This window comes from Azospirillum sp. NS33, from assembly GCF_059703765.1.
This window is the reverse complement of record NZ_BAAKJB010000031.1, coordinates 1-18,523: the sequence shown is the minus strand read 5'-3', so window position 1 is coordinate 18,523 and position 18,523 is coordinate 1. Positions and strand designations below refer to the sequence as shown.

18 protein-coding genes are annotated in these 18,523 nt (G+C 73.1%); 16 read left to right on the top strand and 2 right to left on the bottom strand.

What is annotated here, in order from left to right:
* Positions 1-151: 151 nt before the first annotated feature.
* Complete coding sequence (locus tag AC6H2I_RS23170) at positions 152-1,813, top strand: GH3 auxin-responsive promoter family protein (RefSeq protein WP_497503120.1); 1,662 nt, start codon at positions 152-154, stop codon at positions 1,811-1,813.
* On the top strand, positions 1,810-2,253 hold the full coding sequence (locus AC6H2I_RS23165) for a PaaI family thioesterase (protein ID WP_497503119.1): 444 nt from the start codon (positions 1,810-1,812) through the stop codon (positions 2,251-2,253). The genes AC6H2I_RS23170 and AC6H2I_RS23165 overlap by 4 nt, the downstream gene beginning before the upstream one ends.
* 2 nt (positions 2,254-2,255) lie before the next feature.
* Here AC6H2I_RS23165 and AC6H2I_RS23160 read toward each other — a convergent pair whose 3' ends face one another.
* On the bottom strand, positions 2,256-3,149 hold the full coding sequence (locus AC6H2I_RS23160) for a LysR family transcriptional regulator (protein WP_497503118.1): 894 nt from the start codon (positions 3,147-3,149) through the stop codon (positions 2,256-2,258).
* A gap of 100 nt (positions 3,150-3,249) precedes the next feature.
* Between AC6H2I_RS23160 and AC6H2I_RS23155 the strand changes: the two genes are divergently transcribed.
* The 14 genes from AC6H2I_RS23155 (at position 3,250) to AC6H2I_RS23090 (ending at position 17,687) form a co-directional block, all read left to right on the top strand.
* The gene (locus tag AC6H2I_RS23155; RefSeq protein WP_497503117.1) at positions 3,250-4,455 is read left to right on the top strand and encodes an MFS transporter; all 1,206 of its coding nucleotides are present in this window, start codon (positions 3,250-3,252) and stop codon (positions 4,453-4,455) included.
* Positions 4,456-4,486: 31 nt separating this feature from the next.
* Positions 4,487-6,256, top strand: coding sequence for a sensor histidine kinase (locus AC6H2I_RS23150; RefSeq protein ID WP_497503116.1), 1,770 nt, complete (start codon positions 4,487-4,489; stop codon positions 6,254-6,256).
* Positions 6,253-6,882, top strand: coding sequence for a response regulator transcription factor (locus AC6H2I_RS23145; protein ID WP_497503115.1), 630 nt, complete (start codon positions 6,253-6,255; stop codon positions 6,880-6,882). Before AC6H2I_RS23150 ends, AC6H2I_RS23145 begins: the two co-directional genes overlap by 4 nt.
* 245 nt (positions 6,883-7,127) lie before the next feature.
* Entirely contained in the window at positions 7,128-8,477 is a 1,350-nt protein-coding gene (gene soxC, locus AC6H2I_RS23140; RefSeq protein ID WP_497503114.1) for a sulfite dehydrogenase, read from the top strand.
* Positions 8,461-9,519, top strand: coding sequence for a c-type cytochrome (locus tag AC6H2I_RS23135; protein ID WP_497503113.1), 1,059 nt, complete (start codon positions 8,461-8,463; stop codon positions 9,517-9,519). The genes soxC and AC6H2I_RS23135 overlap by 17 nt, the downstream gene beginning before the upstream one ends.
* Before the next feature lie 17 nt (positions 9,520-9,536).
* A complete protein-coding gene (gene soxY / locus AC6H2I_RS23130) occupies positions 9,537-10,001 on the top strand; it encodes a thiosulfate oxidation carrier protein SoxY (RefSeq protein WP_497503112.1) in 465 nt (154 codons plus the stop codon).
* 28 nt (positions 10,002-10,029) lie between these two features.
* Positions 10,030-10,341, top strand: coding sequence for a thiosulfate oxidation carrier complex protein SoxZ (gene soxZ, locus AC6H2I_RS23125; protein ID WP_497503111.1), 312 nt, complete (start codon positions 10,030-10,032; stop codon positions 10,339-10,341).
* A gap of 65 nt (positions 10,342-10,406) precedes the next feature.
* Positions 10,407-11,213, top strand: coding sequence for a sulfur oxidation c-type cytochrome SoxA (gene soxA, locus AC6H2I_RS23120; protein ID WP_497503110.1), 807 nt, complete (start codon positions 10,407-10,409; stop codon positions 11,211-11,213).
* A 13-nt stretch (positions 11,214-11,226) separates the two neighbouring features.
* On the top strand, positions 11,227-11,871 hold the full coding sequence (gene soxX, locus AC6H2I_RS23115) for a sulfur oxidation c-type cytochrome SoxX (RefSeq protein WP_497503109.1): 645 nt from the start codon (positions 11,227-11,229) through the stop codon (positions 11,869-11,871).
* Positions 11,872-11,898: 27 nt separating this feature from the next.
* A complete protein-coding gene (gene soxB / locus AC6H2I_RS23110) occupies positions 11,899-13,620 on the top strand; it encodes a thiosulfohydrolase SoxB (protein WP_497503108.1) in 1,722 nt (573 codons plus the stop codon).
* A gap of 15 nt (positions 13,621-13,635) precedes the next feature.
* Positions 13,636-14,091: a DsrE family protein gene (locus tag AC6H2I_RS23105; RefSeq protein ID WP_497503107.1), complete on the top strand. Its 456-nt coding sequence runs from the start codon at positions 13,636-13,638 to the stop codon at positions 14,089-14,091.
* A 54-nt stretch (positions 14,092-14,145) separates the two neighbouring features.
* Positions 14,146-15,231, top strand: coding sequence for a YeeE/YedE family protein (locus tag AC6H2I_RS23100; RefSeq protein WP_497503106.1), 1,086 nt, complete (start codon positions 14,146-14,148; stop codon positions 15,229-15,231).
* Positions 15,232-15,251: 20 nt separating this feature from the next.
* The gene (locus tag AC6H2I_RS23095; protein WP_497503105.1) at positions 15,252-16,289 is read left to right on the top strand and encodes an MBL fold metallo-hydrolase; all 1,038 of its coding nucleotides are present in this window, start codon (positions 15,252-15,254) and stop codon (positions 16,287-16,289) included.
* A 120-nt stretch (positions 16,290-16,409) separates the two neighbouring features.
* Positions 16,410-17,687, top strand: coding sequence for an MFS transporter (locus tag AC6H2I_RS23090; RefSeq protein ID WP_497503104.1), 1,278 nt, complete (start codon positions 16,410-16,412; stop codon positions 17,685-17,687).
* Here AC6H2I_RS23090 and AC6H2I_RS23085 read toward each other — a convergent pair.
* The coding region (locus tag AC6H2I_RS23085) for an NAD-dependent epimerase/dehydratase family protein (RefSeq protein WP_497503103.1) at positions 17,671-18,523 on the bottom strand (853 nt) is incomplete at its 5' end. The genes AC6H2I_RS23090 and AC6H2I_RS23085 overlap by 17 nt on opposite strands.

Sequence of the window (18,523 nt, the reverse complement as noted above, 5' to 3'; positions counted from 1 at the left end):
CCGCATTGGACGTCCGGTTCTGGAAGGATGGATCTACGCGATTGTCTGTCGGCAATGTTGAACGTATGGGTGTTCCCGGCTACCCTGCCGGCCGGCCGGCCGCGGACCGGCGTGACCGCGGCCTGCATCCGCCATCAGGAGGGAGACGACCGTGCCGTCAGCGCGCGACGCCGCATCCTTCGCGGCCGGCTTCGACCGGCCGGACGACCTGCAGGAGCGGCTGCTCCTTGACCGCATCGTCGGGCCGAACGCCGCGTCCGCCTACGGGCGCCGCCACGGCTTCGCCGGCATCCGCACGGTGCGCGACTTCCAGCGCAACCTTCCCATCGTCACCCACGCCGACCTCGCGGCCGACATCGCCCGAGTCGCCGACGGCGAGGCGGGGGTGCTGACGGTGGAGCCGGTGCGCCGCTTCTTCGCGACCAGCGGCTCGACGGGCAGCGCCAAGGCCGTGCCGGTGACGTCGAGCCTCATCGCCGACAAGGCACGGGCGTTCGGCGTCTACTGGGACGCGGTGTTCCGCCGCCATCCCGCCGCCGGCGCCGGCCGGGTGGTCGGCAACTTCGCCGACAGCGCCGGCGGCGGAACCGTGCGCTGCGGGCTGCCCCTCACCTCCGAGGGGGCGTACTGGAACGCGGTGGGGGCGGCGGCGCAGCGGCGCGGGCGCTCGCCGGTTCCCAGGGCGGTGACCGCCATCGCCGACCCGGACGACCGCTACTACACCGTGGCCCGCATCCTCCTGGAGGAGGAGGTGTCGCTGCTGATGGCGCTCAACCCGAGCACCTTGCTGGTGCTGCTGCGCACGGTCGCGGCCTCGGCCGGGCGCCTCGCCGACGACGTCGCCCGGGGCGGCCTCGATCCCGACATCCGGGTCGACCCGGCGGTGCGGCGCGACCTCGCGGAGCGGTACCGCGGCGACCCCGCCCGCGCCGAGCGGCTGCGTGACCTCCTGCTGCGGCCGGACGGTCCGGCCCCGGCCACCGCCCTCTGGCCGGGGCTGTCGCTGGTCATCTCCTGGCGCAGCCCCATGCAGGCGCCCTACCTGCGCCTGCTCGAGCCGCTTCTGGGTGCCGTGCCGCAGCGCGACTACCTGCTGATGGCGTCGGAGGGGGTGATCGCCATTCCCGTCGACGACACCCTCAGCGGCGGGGTGCTGGCGACCCCCTTCCATTTCTTCGAGTTCGTGGACGAGGCGGACCTGGACCGGCCGGCGCCGCCGGTCCGGCTGGCGGGCGATCTGGAGGAGGGGCGCAGCTACGCCGTGCTGCTGACCACGACCGCCGGGCTCTACCGTTACAACATCGGCGACATTGTCCGCGTGCGCGGCTTCGCGGGCCGCACCCCGGTCGTCGAGTTCCTGCACCGTTGCGGCGCCACCTCGTCCCTGACCGGGGAGAAGCTGACGGAGGAGCAGGTCGTCCAGGCCATGGACGCCGCCACGGTGCGGTGCGGCCTGGCCCTGGAGGGCTACACCCTGTGCCCGGGCACCGACGGGTTCCCCCACTACGTGCTGCTCGCCGAACCGGCCGGCGGCGGATCGGGGGAAGGCGGCGCGGGTCCCGACCGGCTCGCCGCGCTGCTCCGGGCCTTCGAGGAGGAGCTGGGCGCCCGCAACATCGAGTACCGGGCCAAACGCCACTCGCGGCGCCTTGGCCCGCCGGTGCTGTGGGCGGCCGGCCCGGGGGCGTACGACGCATGGCGCCGCCGGCGCATCGCCGCCGGCGCCAACGACGCGCAGATCAAACCGGTCCGGCTCACCCGCGACGCCGCCTTCCCGGCCGCCTTTCCCGTCCACCGGGTGGTGGCGCTGTGACCGGCGCCGGCGCACGGGGGCTGGAGGACGCCCGCGCGATCCTGGCCGGCGGCTTCGACCGGGCGCTCGACGGGCTCGACCTGGTGGAGGTCGGATCGGGGCGGGCCCGGGCCCGCCTGGCCGTCGGCGACGCGGTGCTGAACGCGTTCGGCCAGCTCCATGGCGGGGCGGTCGCCACCCTCGTCGACGGCATCGGCAGCGTGGCGATCGTGACGGCGGACCGCTACGGGCGGATCGGCGTCACCACCGACCTGCACGTGTCCTACATCGCCCCGGGGCGCCCCGGCGACCGGGTCCTGGTCGACGCCGAGGTGGTGTCGTGCGGCCTCACCCTGGCCTTCGTCACGGTTACCGTGACCAGCGAAGCGCGGGGCCGCGTGGTGGCGCGCGGCACCATGACCAAGCATCTCGGCGCGCCGCCCTCGGCCGGGGTGCCCTGACCTCAGGGCGCGAAGCGCGGCGACGCCAGGGCCTCGTGAAGGGCGGCGATGAACAGCCGTGCCTTGGGCGGCACGAACCGGGCGGACGGGGTGATGGCCCAGATGTCGAAGGGGGTGACCGTGGCGTCCGCCAAGGGCAGCGCCACCAGATCCCCGGCGGCGACGGCGTCGGCGGTGTTCCAGGCGGCCAGACAGCCGATGCCCAGCCCGCCGATGCAGGCCTCGCACAGGATGTCGATGTTGGTGACGCTGACCCGGCCGGCGACGAGGCGCCGGGTGGTCCGGCCGTCGACCAGGAAGTCCCAGTGCGGGGCGTCGGAGACGGTCAGGCAGTCGTGTCCGGCGAGGTCGGCCAGCCGCGCCGGGCGCCCGCGCGCGGCGACGTAGGAGGGGGCGGCGTAGAGGTGGCGGGGGCTGTCGGCCAGGCGGCGGGCCACCAGGCCGTTGTCGAGCGGCTGGCCGATGCGGATGGCGAGGTCGACCCCGTCGGCGACGATGTCGACCCGCGTGTCCGACACCAGCAGATCGACCTTCAGGGCGGGGTTGGCGGCCAGGAAACGCGGCAGCAGCGGCGCCACGACCTTGCGGCCGAAGGCGCTGGACGTGGTCAGCCGCAGCAGGCCCGAGGCCCCCAGCGATTCCGGCCGGACGGCGGCCCGGGCCCCGGCCTCGCCGTCCAGCAGGGCGCGCGCGTGGGGCAGGAACGCCTCCCCCGCGGTGGTCGGCGCCAGCGCCCGGGTGGTGCGGTGAACCAGCCGGACGCCCAGCTCCGCCTCCAGCGCCGCCAGCCGCCGCGACGCCGCCATCGGGGCGATGCCGAGGCGCCGGGCCGCCGCCGCCAGGCTGCCCGCCGACACCGCCTCCACCAGCACCGCCACGTCGTCCAGATCGATCATATCGAAATCCGATAGGCCGACACATCACATTGACAGGCTACCGACGCGACGAGATCCAATCCACTGTCATGGCCATCAACCGCGTGGGGGAGTGACGGTCATGGCGGAACCATCGGTGGCGGCCGCAGCGGTGCCGCGGGCCGGGCCGGCGGCCGGCGAGGGCGGTCTGGGGCGGGGTCTCACCGTGGCCATGGCCGCGGCGGCCGGGGTGGCGGTGGCCAACCTCTACTACAACCAACCCATGCTGGGGCTGATCGGTGACGATCTCGGCCACGGCGTCAGCCTGGTGCCCACCGCCACCCAGCTCGGCTACGCCGCCGGCCTGTTCCTGCTGCTGCCGCTGGCCGACCTGGCGGAGCGGCGGTCGCTGGTGGTCGCCAGCTTCCTGGTGCTGGCCGTCGCGCTGGCCGCGGCCGCCCTGGCCCCGGGGGCGGGGGCGCTCGTCGGCGCCTCCCTGTTGGTCGGGGCGTTCAGCACCGTGGCCCAGCAGGTGGTGCCGTTCGCCGCTCATCTGGCCCCGCCGCACCGGCGCGGCGCCGTGGTCGGCACGGTGATGGCGGGGCTGCTGGCCGGCATCCTGCTGAGCCGCACGGTGGCCGGAGCGGTGGCCAGCCACGCCGGCTGGCGCGCCATGTTCTGGCTGGCCGTGCCGGTCGCCGTCGCCATGGCCGGGTGGATGGCGCTGCGGCTGCCGCGCAGCCCGGCGGCGGGGGGCTTGAGCTACGGCCGGGCGCTGGCGTCCCTGGCCGGGCTGTGGCGGGCCTTTCCGGCGCTGCGCCGGGCGGCGCTGACACAGGCCCTGCTGTTCGCCGCCTTCAGCGCCTTCTGGACCCTGCTGGCGCTGCGCCTGCGCGAACCGGACCTGGGCATGGGCGCGGACGCCGCCGGCCTGTTCGGCGTGATCGGCGTGGTCGGCATCCTCGCCGCCCCGCTGGCCGGCCGGGTCGCCGACCGGCACGGCCCGCGGCGCATGGTGATGGCCGGTGCGGCCCTGACCGTCGCGGCGTGGCTGGTGTTCGGGCTGTGGCCCGGGCTTGCCGGGCTGGTGGTCGGCGTGCTGGTGCTGGACTTCGCCGTGCAGGCGTCGCTGGTGTCGAACCAGCACATCGTCTACGCCCTGCGCCCCGAGGCGCGGGGCCGCCTCAACACGCTGTTCATGGGAACCATGTTCCTGGGCGGCGCCGCCGGGTCGGCGGCGGCGATGCAGGTGTGGGCGGCCGCGGGCTGGACCGCGGTGGCGCTGGTGGCGGGCGGCGTGTCGGTGTTGGCCGTGCTGATCCAGGCGGTGCCGTCGCGCGCCCGGTGACGGCCGGGCCGCCACGCGCTACGCTGGTCCCATGCGGTGGCTCCTGGGCGTGGCGGTGGCGGTGGCGGCGTGGGGGGCGGACGCCCGGGCGGACCCGGGCGACGTGCGCGTCGGCGTGCTCGCCTACCAGGGGTCGGAACGGGCCGCCCGCGACTGGGAGCCGACGCTGGCCCACCTCAACCGCGCGCTGCCCGGCCACCGCTTCGCCATGGTCCCGCTGGACCTGCCGGGCATGGTGCTGGCGGTGGCCGACCGCGCCGTCGATTTCGTCATCACCAATCCCGGCAGCTACGTGACCCTGGAGGCGCGCTTCGCCGCGACCCGGATCGCCACCCTGGAGGCGGAGCTGGCGGGCACGCCGATGGCCGCCATCGGCTCGGCGGTGATCCGCCGCGCCGACCGGCCCGACCTCGCCACCCTGGCGGACCTGGACGGGGCGCGGGTGGCGGCGGTCGACACCGACGCCTTCGGCGGATTCCAGGTCGCCTGGCGGGAGATGGCGGAGGCCGGCGTCGACCCCTTCTCCGACCTCGCCGAGCTGATCCTGCTGGACTTCCCCATGGAGCGCGTGGTCGAGGCGGTGCGCGACCGCCGCGCCGACGCCGGGATCGTGCGCGCCTGCCTGCTGGAGGAGCTGGAAGCCCAGGGGCGCGTCGCGCCCGGCGCCTTCGCGGTGCTGGACGAACGGCGCACCGGCGAGCTGCCCTGCCGGGCGTCGTCGCGGCTCTACCCCGACTGGCCGTTCGCCCGGCTGCCCCACGCGCCGCGCGACCTGGCGCGGCAGGTCGCGGCGGCGCTGCTGACCATGCCGCCGGCCGCCGGCAAACGCTGGACGGCGCCGCTGGACTACACCGCGGTCCACGAGCTGTTCCGCGCCCTGCACATCGGCCCCTACCCGCGCACCGCCCCCGACCTCGAGGAGCTGGTGCGCGCCCACTGGCACTGGCTCGCCGCGGTCATGGTGGCGGCGCTGTGGTGGGGCGCCCACGCCGCCCGGGTGGAGGCGCTGGTGCGGCGGCGCACCCGCGAGCTGGAGCGCGAGATCGGCGAGCGCGAGCGGGTCGAAGCGGCGGCGCTGCGCCTGCGCCAGGAGCGCGACCAGCTGTCCCGCCTCGGCATCGTCGGCGAGATGGCCAGCAACATCGCCCACGAGCTCAACCAGCCGCTCGGCGCCATCACCAACTTCGCCCATGGCATGGCCCGCATCCTCGACACCGCCCAGCCCGACCTGGGCCGGCTGCGCCAGGGCGCCCGCGCCGTCGCCGAGCAGGCGGAGCGGGCGACCGCGATCATCCAGCGCACGCGCGGGTTCGTGCGCCGCCGCGACGCCCAGCGGTCGCTGGTCGACGTCAACGCCGTGGTGACGGACACCCTGTCGCTGTTCGGTGTCGCCGGGGTGCCCCGGGCGGTGACGATCCGCACCCGCTGCGCGCCGTCCCTGCCCGCGGTGCGGGCCGACAAGGTCGAGCTGCAGCAGGTGTTGCTGAACCTCCTGCAGAACGCGGTGGACGCCACCCTCCAGGCGGGCGGCGGCGAGATATCCGTGCGCACCGCGGCGGCGGAGCGTATGGTGGAGGTGGCGGTGCGCGATGGCGGCCCCGGCCTGTCCGAGGAGACGGCGGCCCGCATGTTCGAACCGTTCTACACGACAAAGCCCGACGGGCTTGGGCTCGGTCTGTCGATCTGCCGCACCATCGTCGAGCGGCACGGCGGACGCATCCAGGCAACGGGCAACCCGGAGGGCGGGCTGACCGTGCGCTTCGTCCTTCCGGAGGCGGAAGAGGAGGAGGTCACGCCATGACCGACGCGCCCCTGGTGCTGGTGGTCGACGACGACGAGGCGATGCGCACGTCCGTCGCCTATCTGCTGGCCTCGGTCGGCATCGACTGCGAGACCTACGCGTCGGCCGAAGCGTTCATGACCTGCCCGTTCCTGGTGCCGCCGCTGCGTCCGGGCTGCGTGCTCATCGACATCCGCATGCCCGGCATGAGCGGCATCGAGCTGCTGCGGTTCCTCAAGGAGCGTGGCTGCAAGCGCCCGGTGGTCATCGTCACCGGCCACGGCGACGTGCCGCTGGCGGTGGCGGCGCTGAAGGCCGGTGCCGAGGAGTTCATCGAGAAGCCCTACAAGGACCAGGTGCTGCTCGACGTCATCAACGGCTGCATCCGCAAGTGCCGCGCGATCCTGGAGCGCAGCGCCGGCCGCGAGGCCGTCCGGGCCCGCCTCGCCCAGCTCAGCCGGCGCGAGCGGGAGGTGCTGGACCTGGTGCTCGACGGCAAGCAGAACAAGGAGATCGCGGCCGCGCTCTCGATCTCCGTCAAGACGGTCGAGGGGCACCGCCAGATGGTCATGGAAAAGATGCGCGCCCGCTCCGTCGCCGAACTGGCCCGGATGATGCTGGTGCCGGACCTCGCGTCCCTGGTGTGACCGCCGCCGCCGCGGCGCAAAACGGTCGGGGATCCATCGGATAGTACCGACGTTCTATGAAACCAAGGGTTTTCCCTGGGTGCCCCGCGGGTTCCACCCGATGGCGCCGATTGCTTGTGGGCCGTATCATCATCCTATTCGAATATTCGTCGGCAGGACCGGACAGGATAAGGATGGTGATGACGATGTTGCGGCCCAGGGGCGACGCGAATCCCCGCGGTGAAGGGCGTGAACCCGCTGCGGACTTGTCTTCCGGGCGCCTGCGGCGGGCGCCGGAGAACTTCCTCACCCCGGACGAGATCCAGCTCGTCAGCAAGGGACGGCGGGATTTCCTGCGCACCAGCTTCCTGGCGGCGGGCGCCGCCACCCTGGCGGCCACCGTCCCCGGAACCGGCGGGCGCGCCCTGGCGGCCGACGGCGATCCCGACATCCTGGAGCCCACACCCTGGGGCAGCAGCCTCGGCCAGCCCGTCGCCGCCCGCCCCTACGGGCTGCCGTCCAAGCACGAGAGCGCGCTGGCCCGGCGGCCGAGCCCGGGGCTGACCCAGGTCGCCGCCGCCAGCGTCTCCTTCGCGCCGCTGCAGGGGCTGTTCGGCATCATCACCCCCTCCGGCCTGCATTTCGAGCGCCACCACCAGGGGTGGCACGACATCGACCCCACCCGGCACCGCTTCATGATCAACGGCGCGCGGCCGGAGCTGGTGGCGCGGCCCAAGGTCTACACCCTCGACGACCTGATGCGGCTGCCCTCGGTGTCGCGCATGCACTTCATCGAGTGCGGTGCCAACACCGGCATGGAGTGGGGCAACGCCGCGGTGCCGACCGTCCAGTACACCCACGGCATGCTGTCGTGCAGCGAGTTCACCGGGGTGCCGCTGCGCGCCCTGCTGGAGGACTGCGGCGCCGACCTGACGGCGGGCACCTTCGTGCTGGCCGAGGGCGGCGACGGCTCCTCCATGACGCGGACCATCCCGATGGCGCTGGTGCTGTCCGGCGAGGTGCTGGTCGCCTACGGGCAGAACGGCGAGATGCTGCGGCCGGAGAACGGCTACCCGCTGCGCCTGGTGGTGCCCGGGGTCCAGGGGGTGTCGTGGGTCAAGTGGCTGCGCCGCATCGAGGTGGGCGACCGGCCCTACGCCGCCAAGGACGAGGCCATCCACTACGTCGACCTGATGCCGGACGGCCAGCACCGCCAGTACACCTCGATCCAGGAGTGCAAGTCGGTCATCACCAGCCCGTCGGGCGGCCAGGTCCTGCTGGACAAGGGGCTGTTCACGGTCACCGGCCTGGCGTGGTCGGGGCGCGGCCGGGTCACCCGGGTCGACGTGTCGGTCGACGGCGGCGTCAACTGGGTCGAGGCGACCGTGCAGACGCCGGTGCTGTCGAAGTGCCTGACCCGGTTCAGCGTGCCGTGGGTGTGGGACGGCGGCCCCGCCCTGCTGCAGTCGCGGGCCACCGACGAGACCGGCTTCGTCCAGCCCAGCTACGGCCAGCTCCGCGAGCGGCGCGGCACCCGGTCGATCTACCACAACAACGCGATCCAGTCCTGGCAGGTCGCCGAGAGCGGGGATGTGAGCAATGTCCAGATCCTGTAAGGCGGCCCTGCGGGGCGGCCTGGCATGGGCCGCCCTGGCGGCGGCCCTGGCGATGGCCCAGGGGGCCGTGGCGGACACCCTTCCCAGCGTCGGCCGCCCGGCCACCCCGGCCGAGATCGCCGCCTGGGACATCGACGTCGGCCCCGATTTCGCCGGGCTGCCCACGGGCTCGGGCACGGTGGAGCGCGGCATGGAGGTCTGGGAAGGCCAGTGCGCGAGCTGCCACGGCGTGTTCGGGGAGAGCAACAGCGTCTTCACCCCGCTGGTCGGCGGCACCACCGCCGAGGACATGGCGGCGGGCCACGTCGCCAACCTCAGGCGCACCGACTATCCCCAGCGCACCACCTTCATGAAGGTGGCCACGGTGTCCACCCTCTACGACTACATCCGCCGCGCGATGCCGTGGAACGCGCCGAAATCGTTGAGCGACGACGACGTCTACGCGGTGCTGGCCTACCTCCTGAACCTCGCCGAGATCGTGCCCGAGGACTACGTCCTGAGCGACGCGACAATCCGCGACGTCCAGGGCATGATGCCCAACCGCAACGGCATGACCACCGCCCACGCCCTGTGGCCGGGCCCCGGCCTGGCCGACGCCGCGGCCGCCCCGGACACCGCCGCGGCGCCCTGCATGACCGCGTGCAAGGCGGGCGCGACCATCGTCTCCAGCCTGCCGGAGCACGCCGACGGGTCGCACGGCGACCTGGCCGCCCAGAACCGGATGATCGGCCCGGTGCGCGGCCAGCCCGGCGCCGGCGGCGGGGCCGTGGCCGAGGCCGCGGTGTCGCCGGCGTTCCAGCTGGCGGAACAATCCGGATGCCTGTCCTGCCACGGAATCGATACGCGGATCGTTGGCCCGAGCTACAGTGAGATCGCCGAACGATACCGTGGCAAGAACCAGGAGGCGGATCTGGTGGTGAAGGTGAAGGAGGGTGGCGAAGGGGCGTGGGGCGATGTACCCATGCCGCCGCAGACCGAACTGCAGGACGACGACGTGAAGGCGCTGGTCGACTGGATCCTGGCGGGCGCGCCGGCGAAATGACCCATCGAGGAGGTAACATGTCCATCACAGAGCATCGCATGGAGCGCCGGCAGGTGCTCACGGTCCTGGGGGCGCTGGCGGCGGCGGGGATCGTTCTCCCGCGCGTGGCGCTGGCCAACTGGGACAAGGCGGCCTTCGAGGCCAAGACCATGGAGGACGCCCTGGCGGCGCTGGGCGCCGGGGCGCCGGCGGACAGCGGCGACGTGCAGATCATCGCCTCGGACATCGCCGAGAACGGCGCCGTGGTGCCGGTCCAGGCGGTCAGCAAGCTGCCCAACACCGAGCGGATCGCCATCCTGGTCGAGAAGAACCCGAGCATGCTGGCGGCAGCCTTCGACCTCGGCCCCGACACGCTGCCCGACGTCACCGCCCGCATCAAGATGGGCCAGACCTCGAAGGTCCACGTGATCGTCAAGGCGGACGGCAAGTTCTACGCCACCGCCAAGGAAATCAAGGTGACGCTCGGCGGCTGCGGCGGCTGAGGCTGGGGCAAGGAAAAGGAGCACCGACATGGGCAAGCCGATGAAGATCCGCGCCGCCAGCAAGGACGGCGTGACCGAGATCAAGGTCCTGATGAACCACGAGATGGAGACGGGGCAGCGCAAGGACGCCAGTGGCGCGGTGATCCCCGCCTGGTTCATCAACGAGGTCACCGCCAAGCTGGGCGACCAGACCGTGCTGCAGGCGCAGTGGGGGCCGTCGGTGTCCAAGAACCCGTACATGGCCTTCAAGGTCAAGGGCGGCAAGGCGGGCGACACGGTCACCATCACCTGGGTCGACAACAAGGGCGACACCCGCACCGACGAGGCGAAGGTGACCTGACGCCGCCGGCGTCCGGACCGCACAAAAAACGAGAGAGACAGAGCGACTGGCCCTCGGGAGGGGACATGGACCGAACGAAAACCGGATTGGCGGCGCTGGTCGTCGCGGCGGCCGCCGCGGCGACGGCCGCCCACGCGCAGGACGTGCAGGAGAGCATCGACGCCTACCGCGAGGCGTTGCTGGACGGCAACCCGGCCGAGCTCTACGAGATGAGCGGCGAGGAGCTGTGGGTGACGCCCTCGGGTCCCAAGAACGCGTCGCTGGAGCAGTGCGACCTCGGGCTGGGCGCCGGCGTCGTGAAGGGCGCCTACGCCCAGCTGCCGCGCCACTTCGCCGACACCGACCGGGTGCAGGATCTGGAATCCCGCCTGCTGACCTGCATGGAGACGCTGCAGGGCAAGGACCCCAAGCCCTACATCGACGCCGGGTTCCGGGCCCCGCCCAAGGAGGAGCTGTCGGCGCTCGCCGCCTACGTCTCCGGCCAGTCGCGCGACGTCCCCGTCGCCGTCAAGCCCAGCCATCCCAAGGAACAGGCGATGTACGAGCTGGGCGAGCGGCTGTTCTTCTACCAGGGCGGCCCCTACGACTTCTCGTGCGCCACCTGCCACGGGCAGGAGGGCACGCGCATCCGCATGCAGAACCTTCCCTACATCCCCAGCCACGACGGCGCCGCGGCGGGCTGGACGACCTGGCCGGCCTACCGGGTCAGCAACGGCCAGATGTGGTCGATGCAGCACCGCCTCAACGACTGCTTCCGCCAGCAGCGCTTCCCGGAGCCGGTCTACGCCTCCGACGCGACCATCGCGCTGTCCATGTACATCGCGGCCAAATCCGACGGGGCGGTCATGGCGACCCCCGGCATCAAGCGCTGAAGGGGGGCATGAGATGAAGCCGTACGCGTATCTCGCCGCCGCCCTTCTGGCGCTCGCAGCCCCTGCCGCCGCCCAGGACACCGCCGGCACCGCCTCGTGGGGGCCGGCCGCCAGCGACGCCGCCTTCGAGGCGATGCTGAAGGACAGCTTCCGCGCCAAGGGCGTCGCCACCCTGGCCCGCCTGGAGCAGGACGAGACCCAGGCCTTCTGCTCCGACCCCGAGCGGGCGGCGAGCCCCGAGGCCGCGGCCAAGCGCGAGCAGATCGAGAAGGCCAACCTCGCCACCGTCAAGTGGCCCACCGACGGCACGTGGATGGGCGACTGGAAGGAGGGCGAGAAGATCGCCCAGAGCGGGCGCGGCAACACCTGGACCGACAAGGCCGACCAGGTCAACGGCGGCAACTGCTACAACTGCCACCAGATCACCGCCGAGGAGATCTCCCACGGCACGATCGGCCCGAGCCTGCACAATTACGGCAAGATCCGCGGCACCGACGAGGCATCGCTGCGGGCGACCTGGGCCAAGATCTACAACGCCAAGTCCAACAACGCCTGCTCGAACATGCCGCGGGCCGGTCACATGGGCATCCTCTCCGAAACGCAGATCCAGCACCTGATGGCGTTGCTGCTGGACCCGCAATCACCCGTCAACCAGTGACCGCACGCCAGAAACGGGGCCCGTAACATGAACCGTCGCGAGTTTCTCCACGTCCTGACCGCCGCCGGCGCCGCCGGCATGGTCCTGCCGCCCGGTCTGGCCCGTGCGGAGACCGCGGCGGCTTCGTTCTACGACGCCCCGGCCTTCGGCAACGTGTCGCTGCTCCACATCACCGACTGCCACGCCCAGCTCAAGCCGATCCACTTCCGCGAGCCGAGCGTCAACCTCGGCATCGGCGGCATGACCGGGCAGGCGCCGCACCTGGTGGGCGCCAAGTTCCTCGACCACTTCGACGTCAAGGCCGGCACGGCGCAGGCGCACGCCTTCACCTGCCTCGACTTCGAGCGGCTGGCCCCGGTCTACGGCAAGGTCGGCGGCTTCGCCCACCTCGCCACCCTGGTCAAGCGGGTGCGGGCCTCGCGCCCCGACGCCCTGCTGCTGGACGGCGGCGACACCTGGCAGGGCTCGGGCACCGCGCTGTGGACGAAGGGGCAGGACATGGTGGAGGCGGCCAAGCTGCTGGGCGTCGACATCATGACCCTGCACTGGGAGTGCACCTACGGCATGGAGCGGGTGCAGGAGGTGGCGCAGACCGACTTCGCCGGCCACATCGAGATCGTGGCGCAGAACATCAAGACCGCCGATTTCGGCGACGACGTGTTCAAGCCCTACACCATGCGCGCGGTCAACGGGGTGAAGGTGGCGGTGGTCGGCCAGGCCTTCCCATACACGCCGATTGCCAACCCGCGCTACCTGGTGGCCGACTGGACCTTCGGCATCCGCGAGGAGGAGATGCAGGCCACCGTCGACGACGCCCGCGCCGCCGGTGCCGCCGTGGTGGTGGTGATCTCCCACAACGGCATGGACGTCGACCTGAAGATGGCGTCGCGGGTCAGCGGCATCGACGCCATCCTCGGCGGCCACACCCACGACGGCATGCCCGCCCCCACCATCGTCGCCAACCCCGGCGGCAAGACGCTGGTCACCAACGCCGGCTCCAACGGCAAGTTCCTGGGCGTGCTGGACCTGGAGGTCAGCGGCGGTCGGGTCACCGACTTCCGCTATTCGCTGATGCCGGTGTTCGCCAACCTGCTGCCCGCCGACCCGGAGATGGACGCCCTCATCACCCGCGTGCGCGCCCCCTACGAGGACACGCTGGGCGAGGTGCTGGCGGTGACCGAGGGGCTGCTCTACCGCCGCGGCAACTTCAACGGCAGCTTCGACCAGCTCATCCTCGACGCCCTGATGGCCGAGCAGGACGCCGAGATCGCCTTCTCGCCGGGCTTCCGCTGGGGCACCACCCTGCTGCCGGGCCAGCCGATCACCATGGAGAACCTGCTCGACCAGACCGCCATCACCTATCCCTACGTCACCGTGACGGAGATGACCGGCGAGCAGATCAAGACGGTGCTGGAGGACGTCTGCGACAACCTCTTCAACCCCGACCCCTATTACCAGCAGGGTGGCGACATGGTGCGGGTCGGCGGGCTCTCCTACTCCTGCGATCCCGCCGCCGACATGGGGCACCGCATCGCCGACATGACGCTGGACGGCGCGCCGGTCGAGGCGTCGAAGACCTACAAGGTGGCGGGCTGGGCGCCGGTGGCCGAGCAGGCCCGCGACGCCGGCGGCGAACCGGTGTGGGAGGTGGTCGCCCGCAACCTGCGCGCGCGCAAGACGGTCGCCCCGCCCGACCTGAACCTGCCGACCCTCAAGGGCATGGACGGCAACCCGGGCCTCGCGGCCTGACCAGGAGGACACGACATGGACATCGCCCGCCGCCTCGCCCGTCTCCTGCTGCCCGCCGCCCTGGGGGCCGGCCTGCTGGGTGCCGTGCTGGCCGCCGCCGCCCCGGCGCTGGCCCAGGACAAGGTGGTCTACCACATCGACGACGCCGCCCAGCAGGGCACCAAGGCGCTGCGCAACATCCGCAACCACCTGGACGTCGCACCGGACACCGAGGTGCGGGTGGTGACCCACGCCGACGGCATCGACCTGCTGCTGGTGGGCGCCGGGGACGCCAAGAACGACCTCGCCTACGGCCCGCTCATCGCCGACCTCAGCGCCCGGGGCGTGGTGTTCGAGGTGTGCGAGATCACCATGGACCGGCGCAAGCTGGGCAAGGACGCCTTCGTCCTGGAGGCCGAGTTCACGCGGTCGGGGGTGGTCCGCCTCACCCAACTCCAGGCCCAAGAGCACTACGCCTACATCAAACCCTGATCCGCGGTTCGGCGTGGGGCCCGTTTCCCGCGCCATGGGCGAAAGGACCGGCCGATGACCTTCGACGGGCTCATGGAGCTCCTCGGGGAGGAGCACTTCCTCGCGCTCGGCGGGCTGCTGATCGGCGCGCTGTTCGGGGCCCTGGCGCAGCGCTCGCGCTTCTGCCTGCGGGCGTCGACCCTGGAGGTCGCCCACGGCCGCCTGGGCGACCGCCTCGCGGTGTGGCTGCTGGCCTTCTCCAGCGCGCTGATCGCCACCCAGGGGCTGATCCTGGCGGGTCTGTTCGAGACCGGCACGGTGCGCCAGCTCAACAACGCCGGCAGCCTGTCGGGGGCGGTGATCGGCGGGCTGATGTTCGGCTGCGGCATGACCCTGACGCGGGCCTGCGCCAGCCGCATGCTGGTGCTGTCGGCCACCGGCAACCTGCGGGCCCTGCTGTCCGGCCTGGTCTTCGCGGTGGCGGCCCAGGCGGCGACCGGCGGCGTTCTGGCGCCGGCGCGCGCCGCCATCAACGGCCTGTGGACGATCCCCGGCGGGCAGCGCGACCTGCTGGCGCTGACCGGGGTCGGCCATGGCGGGGCGCTGCTGTTCTCCGTGGCGTGGCTGGTGGCGGGGGTGGTGATCGCACGCCGCAACCGGGTGTCCGCCCGGACCGCCCTGGGCGGCGTGGGCGTCGGGCTCACGGTCGCCGCGGCCTGGTGGTTCACCTGGCGCGCCGCCGCGTCCGCCTTCGAGCCGGTGAACGTCCATTCGCTGAGCTTCACCGCGCCCTCCGCCGATTTCCTGATGCTGGTGCTGTCGCCGCCGGGCACCACATGGGGCTTCGACACCGGGCTGATCCCCGGCGTGGTGCTGGGCGCCTTCGCGGCCGGGCTGCTGGGCGGCGAGCTCCGGCTGGAGGGCTTCAACGACGGCTCCAGCATGCGCCGCTACATGCTCGGCGGCTGCCTCATGGCGTTCGGCAGCGTGCTGGCCGGCGGCTGCGCCGTGGGCGCCGGGGTCTCCGGCGCGTCGATCTTCGTGCTGACCGCCTGGCTGGTGCTGTGGTCCATGTGGATCGGCGCCGTGCTCACCGACATCCTGGTCGACCAGCGGCCCCGCCGACGGGACACGGCCGGCGCCGCGGTCGCCGCCCAATGATCCGAAGGGGAACCACCGCCATGCGCCATCCGGTCCGCCGCCGCGCCCTCACCGGCGCCACCCTCGCCGCCGCCGCGGCTCCCCTGGCGGCGTCCGTGGGCCGTCTGTTCGACTGGCCGGCGATGGCCGCGCTGGCCGCCGACGTCGGCGCCTTCCTGAAGGGGCCGCCGGTGCCCGACCATCCGATCGTCCGGGTCAGCCCCCACGTCTTCGTCATCCAGGCGCCCGACGGATTTCCCACCGCGGCCAACCAGGGGATGATGGCGAACATCACCTTCGTGGTCGGCGCCAAGGGGGTGATGGTGGTCGACACCGGGGCGTCGCTGCAGATCGGCGAGATGGCGATCCGCCGGCTGCGCACCGTCACCGACGCGCCGGTGGTCGGCATCGTCAACACCCACTACCACGGCGACCATTGGCTGGGGAACCACGCCTTCGTCGGGGCCTTCGGCGCCGACCTGCCGCGCCACGCCCACCCCCACACCCGCGCCGCGGTCGAGGGGGCGGAGGGCAGCGCCTGGCAGGCGGCGATGGTCAAGTGGACCAGCCAGGCGACCATCGGCACCCGGATCGTGCCGCCCAACCACGACATCGGCCACGGCGACGAGCTGTCGCTGGGCGACGTGCGGCTGCGCCTGCACCAGTACGGCACCGCCCACACGCCCAGCGACGTCTGCGTGGAGGTGGTGGAGGACCGGGTGATGTGCGTCGGCGACGTGCTGATGGACCGCCGCATCGCCAACATCGAGGACGGCTCCTACCGCGGCACCTTCGCCGCCCTGGACGCCCTGCAGGCCAACAGCGACACCGCGGTGTGGCTGCCGGCCCACGGTGCGCCCGGTCCCGGCGTGCTGGCCTGGCACCGCGCGCTGTTCGAGGGGATCTACGAGACCTGCGTCGCCGCGGTCGAGGCCGGGCTTGCCCTGGGCGAGGCCAAGGAGGCGGTGCTGCGCGACCCCCGCGTGGCGTCCCGCGCCGCCGAGACCAAGGGGTGGGACAGCAACATCGGCAAATACGTCAGCCTCGCCTATCTGGAGGCCGAGCAGGAGGCGTTCTGAGCCTCGCCGGCTCCGCGCCGGCTGGCAACTGAGAGATACAAAGGGGGCCGGCGCAGGGGTGCCATGCGGTGCCGCGCCCGATCTGGCGCGGCCGCCGCCGCCGTGCCACCGTGCCGCGCCATGACCAGCCATCCGGGCGATCCCGCCTCCCGCACCGCCTCCCGCACCGCCGCCGCCGCACCGGGGCGCGGCCGCTCCGCCTTCCGCCACCGCGCCTTCGCCCTGTTCTGGGGCGCCCGCATCGCCACCGCCCTGGCGGTGCAGATGCAGGTGGTCGCGGTGGGCTGGCAGGTCTACGCGCTCACCGGCGATGCGCTGGACCTCGGCCTGGTCGGGCTGTTCCAGTTCCTGCCGACCCTGATGCTGGCCCTGCCGGCCGGCCATGTGGTCGACAGCCGCGACCGGCGCCGGGTGCTGCGCGCCTGCCTCCTCGTGGCGTTGGCGGCGGTCGGGGCGCTGGGGGTGGCGACCTGGAGCGGGGCGATCACGCCACCGCTGATCTTCGCCGTGGTCTTCGTCCTCGGCGCGGCCAAGGCCTTCGAGGGGCCGTCCTACCAGGCGCTGCTGTCGGCCACCGTGCCGACGGAGGAGCTGCCCAAGGCGGTCGCCTGGTTCTCCTCCGCCCACCAGACGGCGACGGTGGCCGGGCCGGCGCTGGGCGGGCTGCTCTACATCGCCGGGCCGACGGCGGTCTACGCCACCGCGACCGCGCTGCTGGCCCTGGCGGCGCTGTTCGTCCATCGCCTGCGCCCGCGCCGGGTCGAACTGCCGCCGCGGGCGATGAGCTGGTCGACCCTGCTGGCCGGCATCGGCTTCATCCGCAGCCGGCCCGCCATTCTCGGCGCCATCTCCCTCGACCTGTTCGCGGTGCTGCTGGGCGGGGCGACGGCGCTGCTGCCGGTGTTCGCCCGGGACATCCTGCACGTCGGGCCCTGGGGCCTCGGGCTGCTGCGCAGCGCGCCGGCCATTGGCGCCCTGCTCACGGCGGTGGCGCTGGCCCGCTGGGGGGTGGAGCGCCGCGCCGGGCGGTGGATGCTCGGTGCGGTCGCGGCCTACGGCGCGGCCACCATCCTCTTCGGCCTGTCCGGCGACGCGGTCCTGTCCTTCGCCGCGCTGGTGGCGCTGGGCGCGGCCGACCAGGTCAGCGTGTTCGTGCGCCAGACCCTGGTCCAGCTCGCCACCCCCGACCCGATGCGCGGCCGGGTCGGCGCCGTGACCTCGCTCTTCATCGGCGCCTCGAACCAACTCGGCGAGTTCGAATCGGGGACCGCCGCGGTGCTGATCGGCGCCGTCCCGGCGGTGGTGGCCGGCGGGGTCGGCGCCATCCTCATGGCCGGGGTGTGGGCCTGGCGCTTCCCCGCCCTGCGCCGCGTCGACCGCCTCACCGCGCCGGGCTGACGCCGTCGGGCAGGCAGCCGATGCCGACCAGCGTGGCGCGCACCGCCGCGTCCAGCGGGGTGTGCGGCTCCGCCCCGAGGGTGGCGGCGAGGTGGGCGTTGGCGAGCCGAACCGGCCGCTCCCAGAAGTGGCGCATCTCCGACAGTTCGCGGAACAGCGGCACCAGCGGCGCCGCCAGGGCCACCAGCCGCCAGGGGAAGCGGCGCACCGGCAGGGTGGGGTTGCCGACCGCGCGGCGGATCGCCGCGATCATGGCCGTGCCGTCCGCATCCCAGTGGCCGTCCATGTGGTAGGCGGCGACGTCGGCCAGGGCGTCGCCGCGCTCCACCAGCGCCACCATCGTCGCGGCGACGTCGGGCAGGTAGGCCCATTGATGGCCGATGCCGCGGCGCCCGGGACAGGTGATCGACCGGACCGGCCGGCCGGCCCTGACCAGGCCCTGGGAGAACCAGTTGTTGCCGGGGCGCGGCCCGAAGAAGTCGCCGGCCCGCACCACCAGCACCTTGGCCCCGGTGTCGGCCGCTGCCCGCAGCCGTCGTTCCATCGCCACGCGGATGCGCCCCTTGCGGGTGGCCGGGTTCTGCGGCGCGTCCTCGGCGATTTCGGGAAACGCGTCGGGGCCGTAGTTGTAGACGGTGCCGGGCAGCAGGATGCGGGCGCCGGCGGCGCGCGCCGCCGCGATGGTGTTGTCGAGCATCGGCAGCACCTGCGTGTCCCAGTTCCGGTAGCCCGGCGGGTTCACGGCGTGGACGATGAGCGCCACGCCGTCCGCCGCCGCGGCCACGTCGCGCGCCGCCAGGGCGTCGCCGCACCGCCAGTCGACGGGGCCGCCGGCC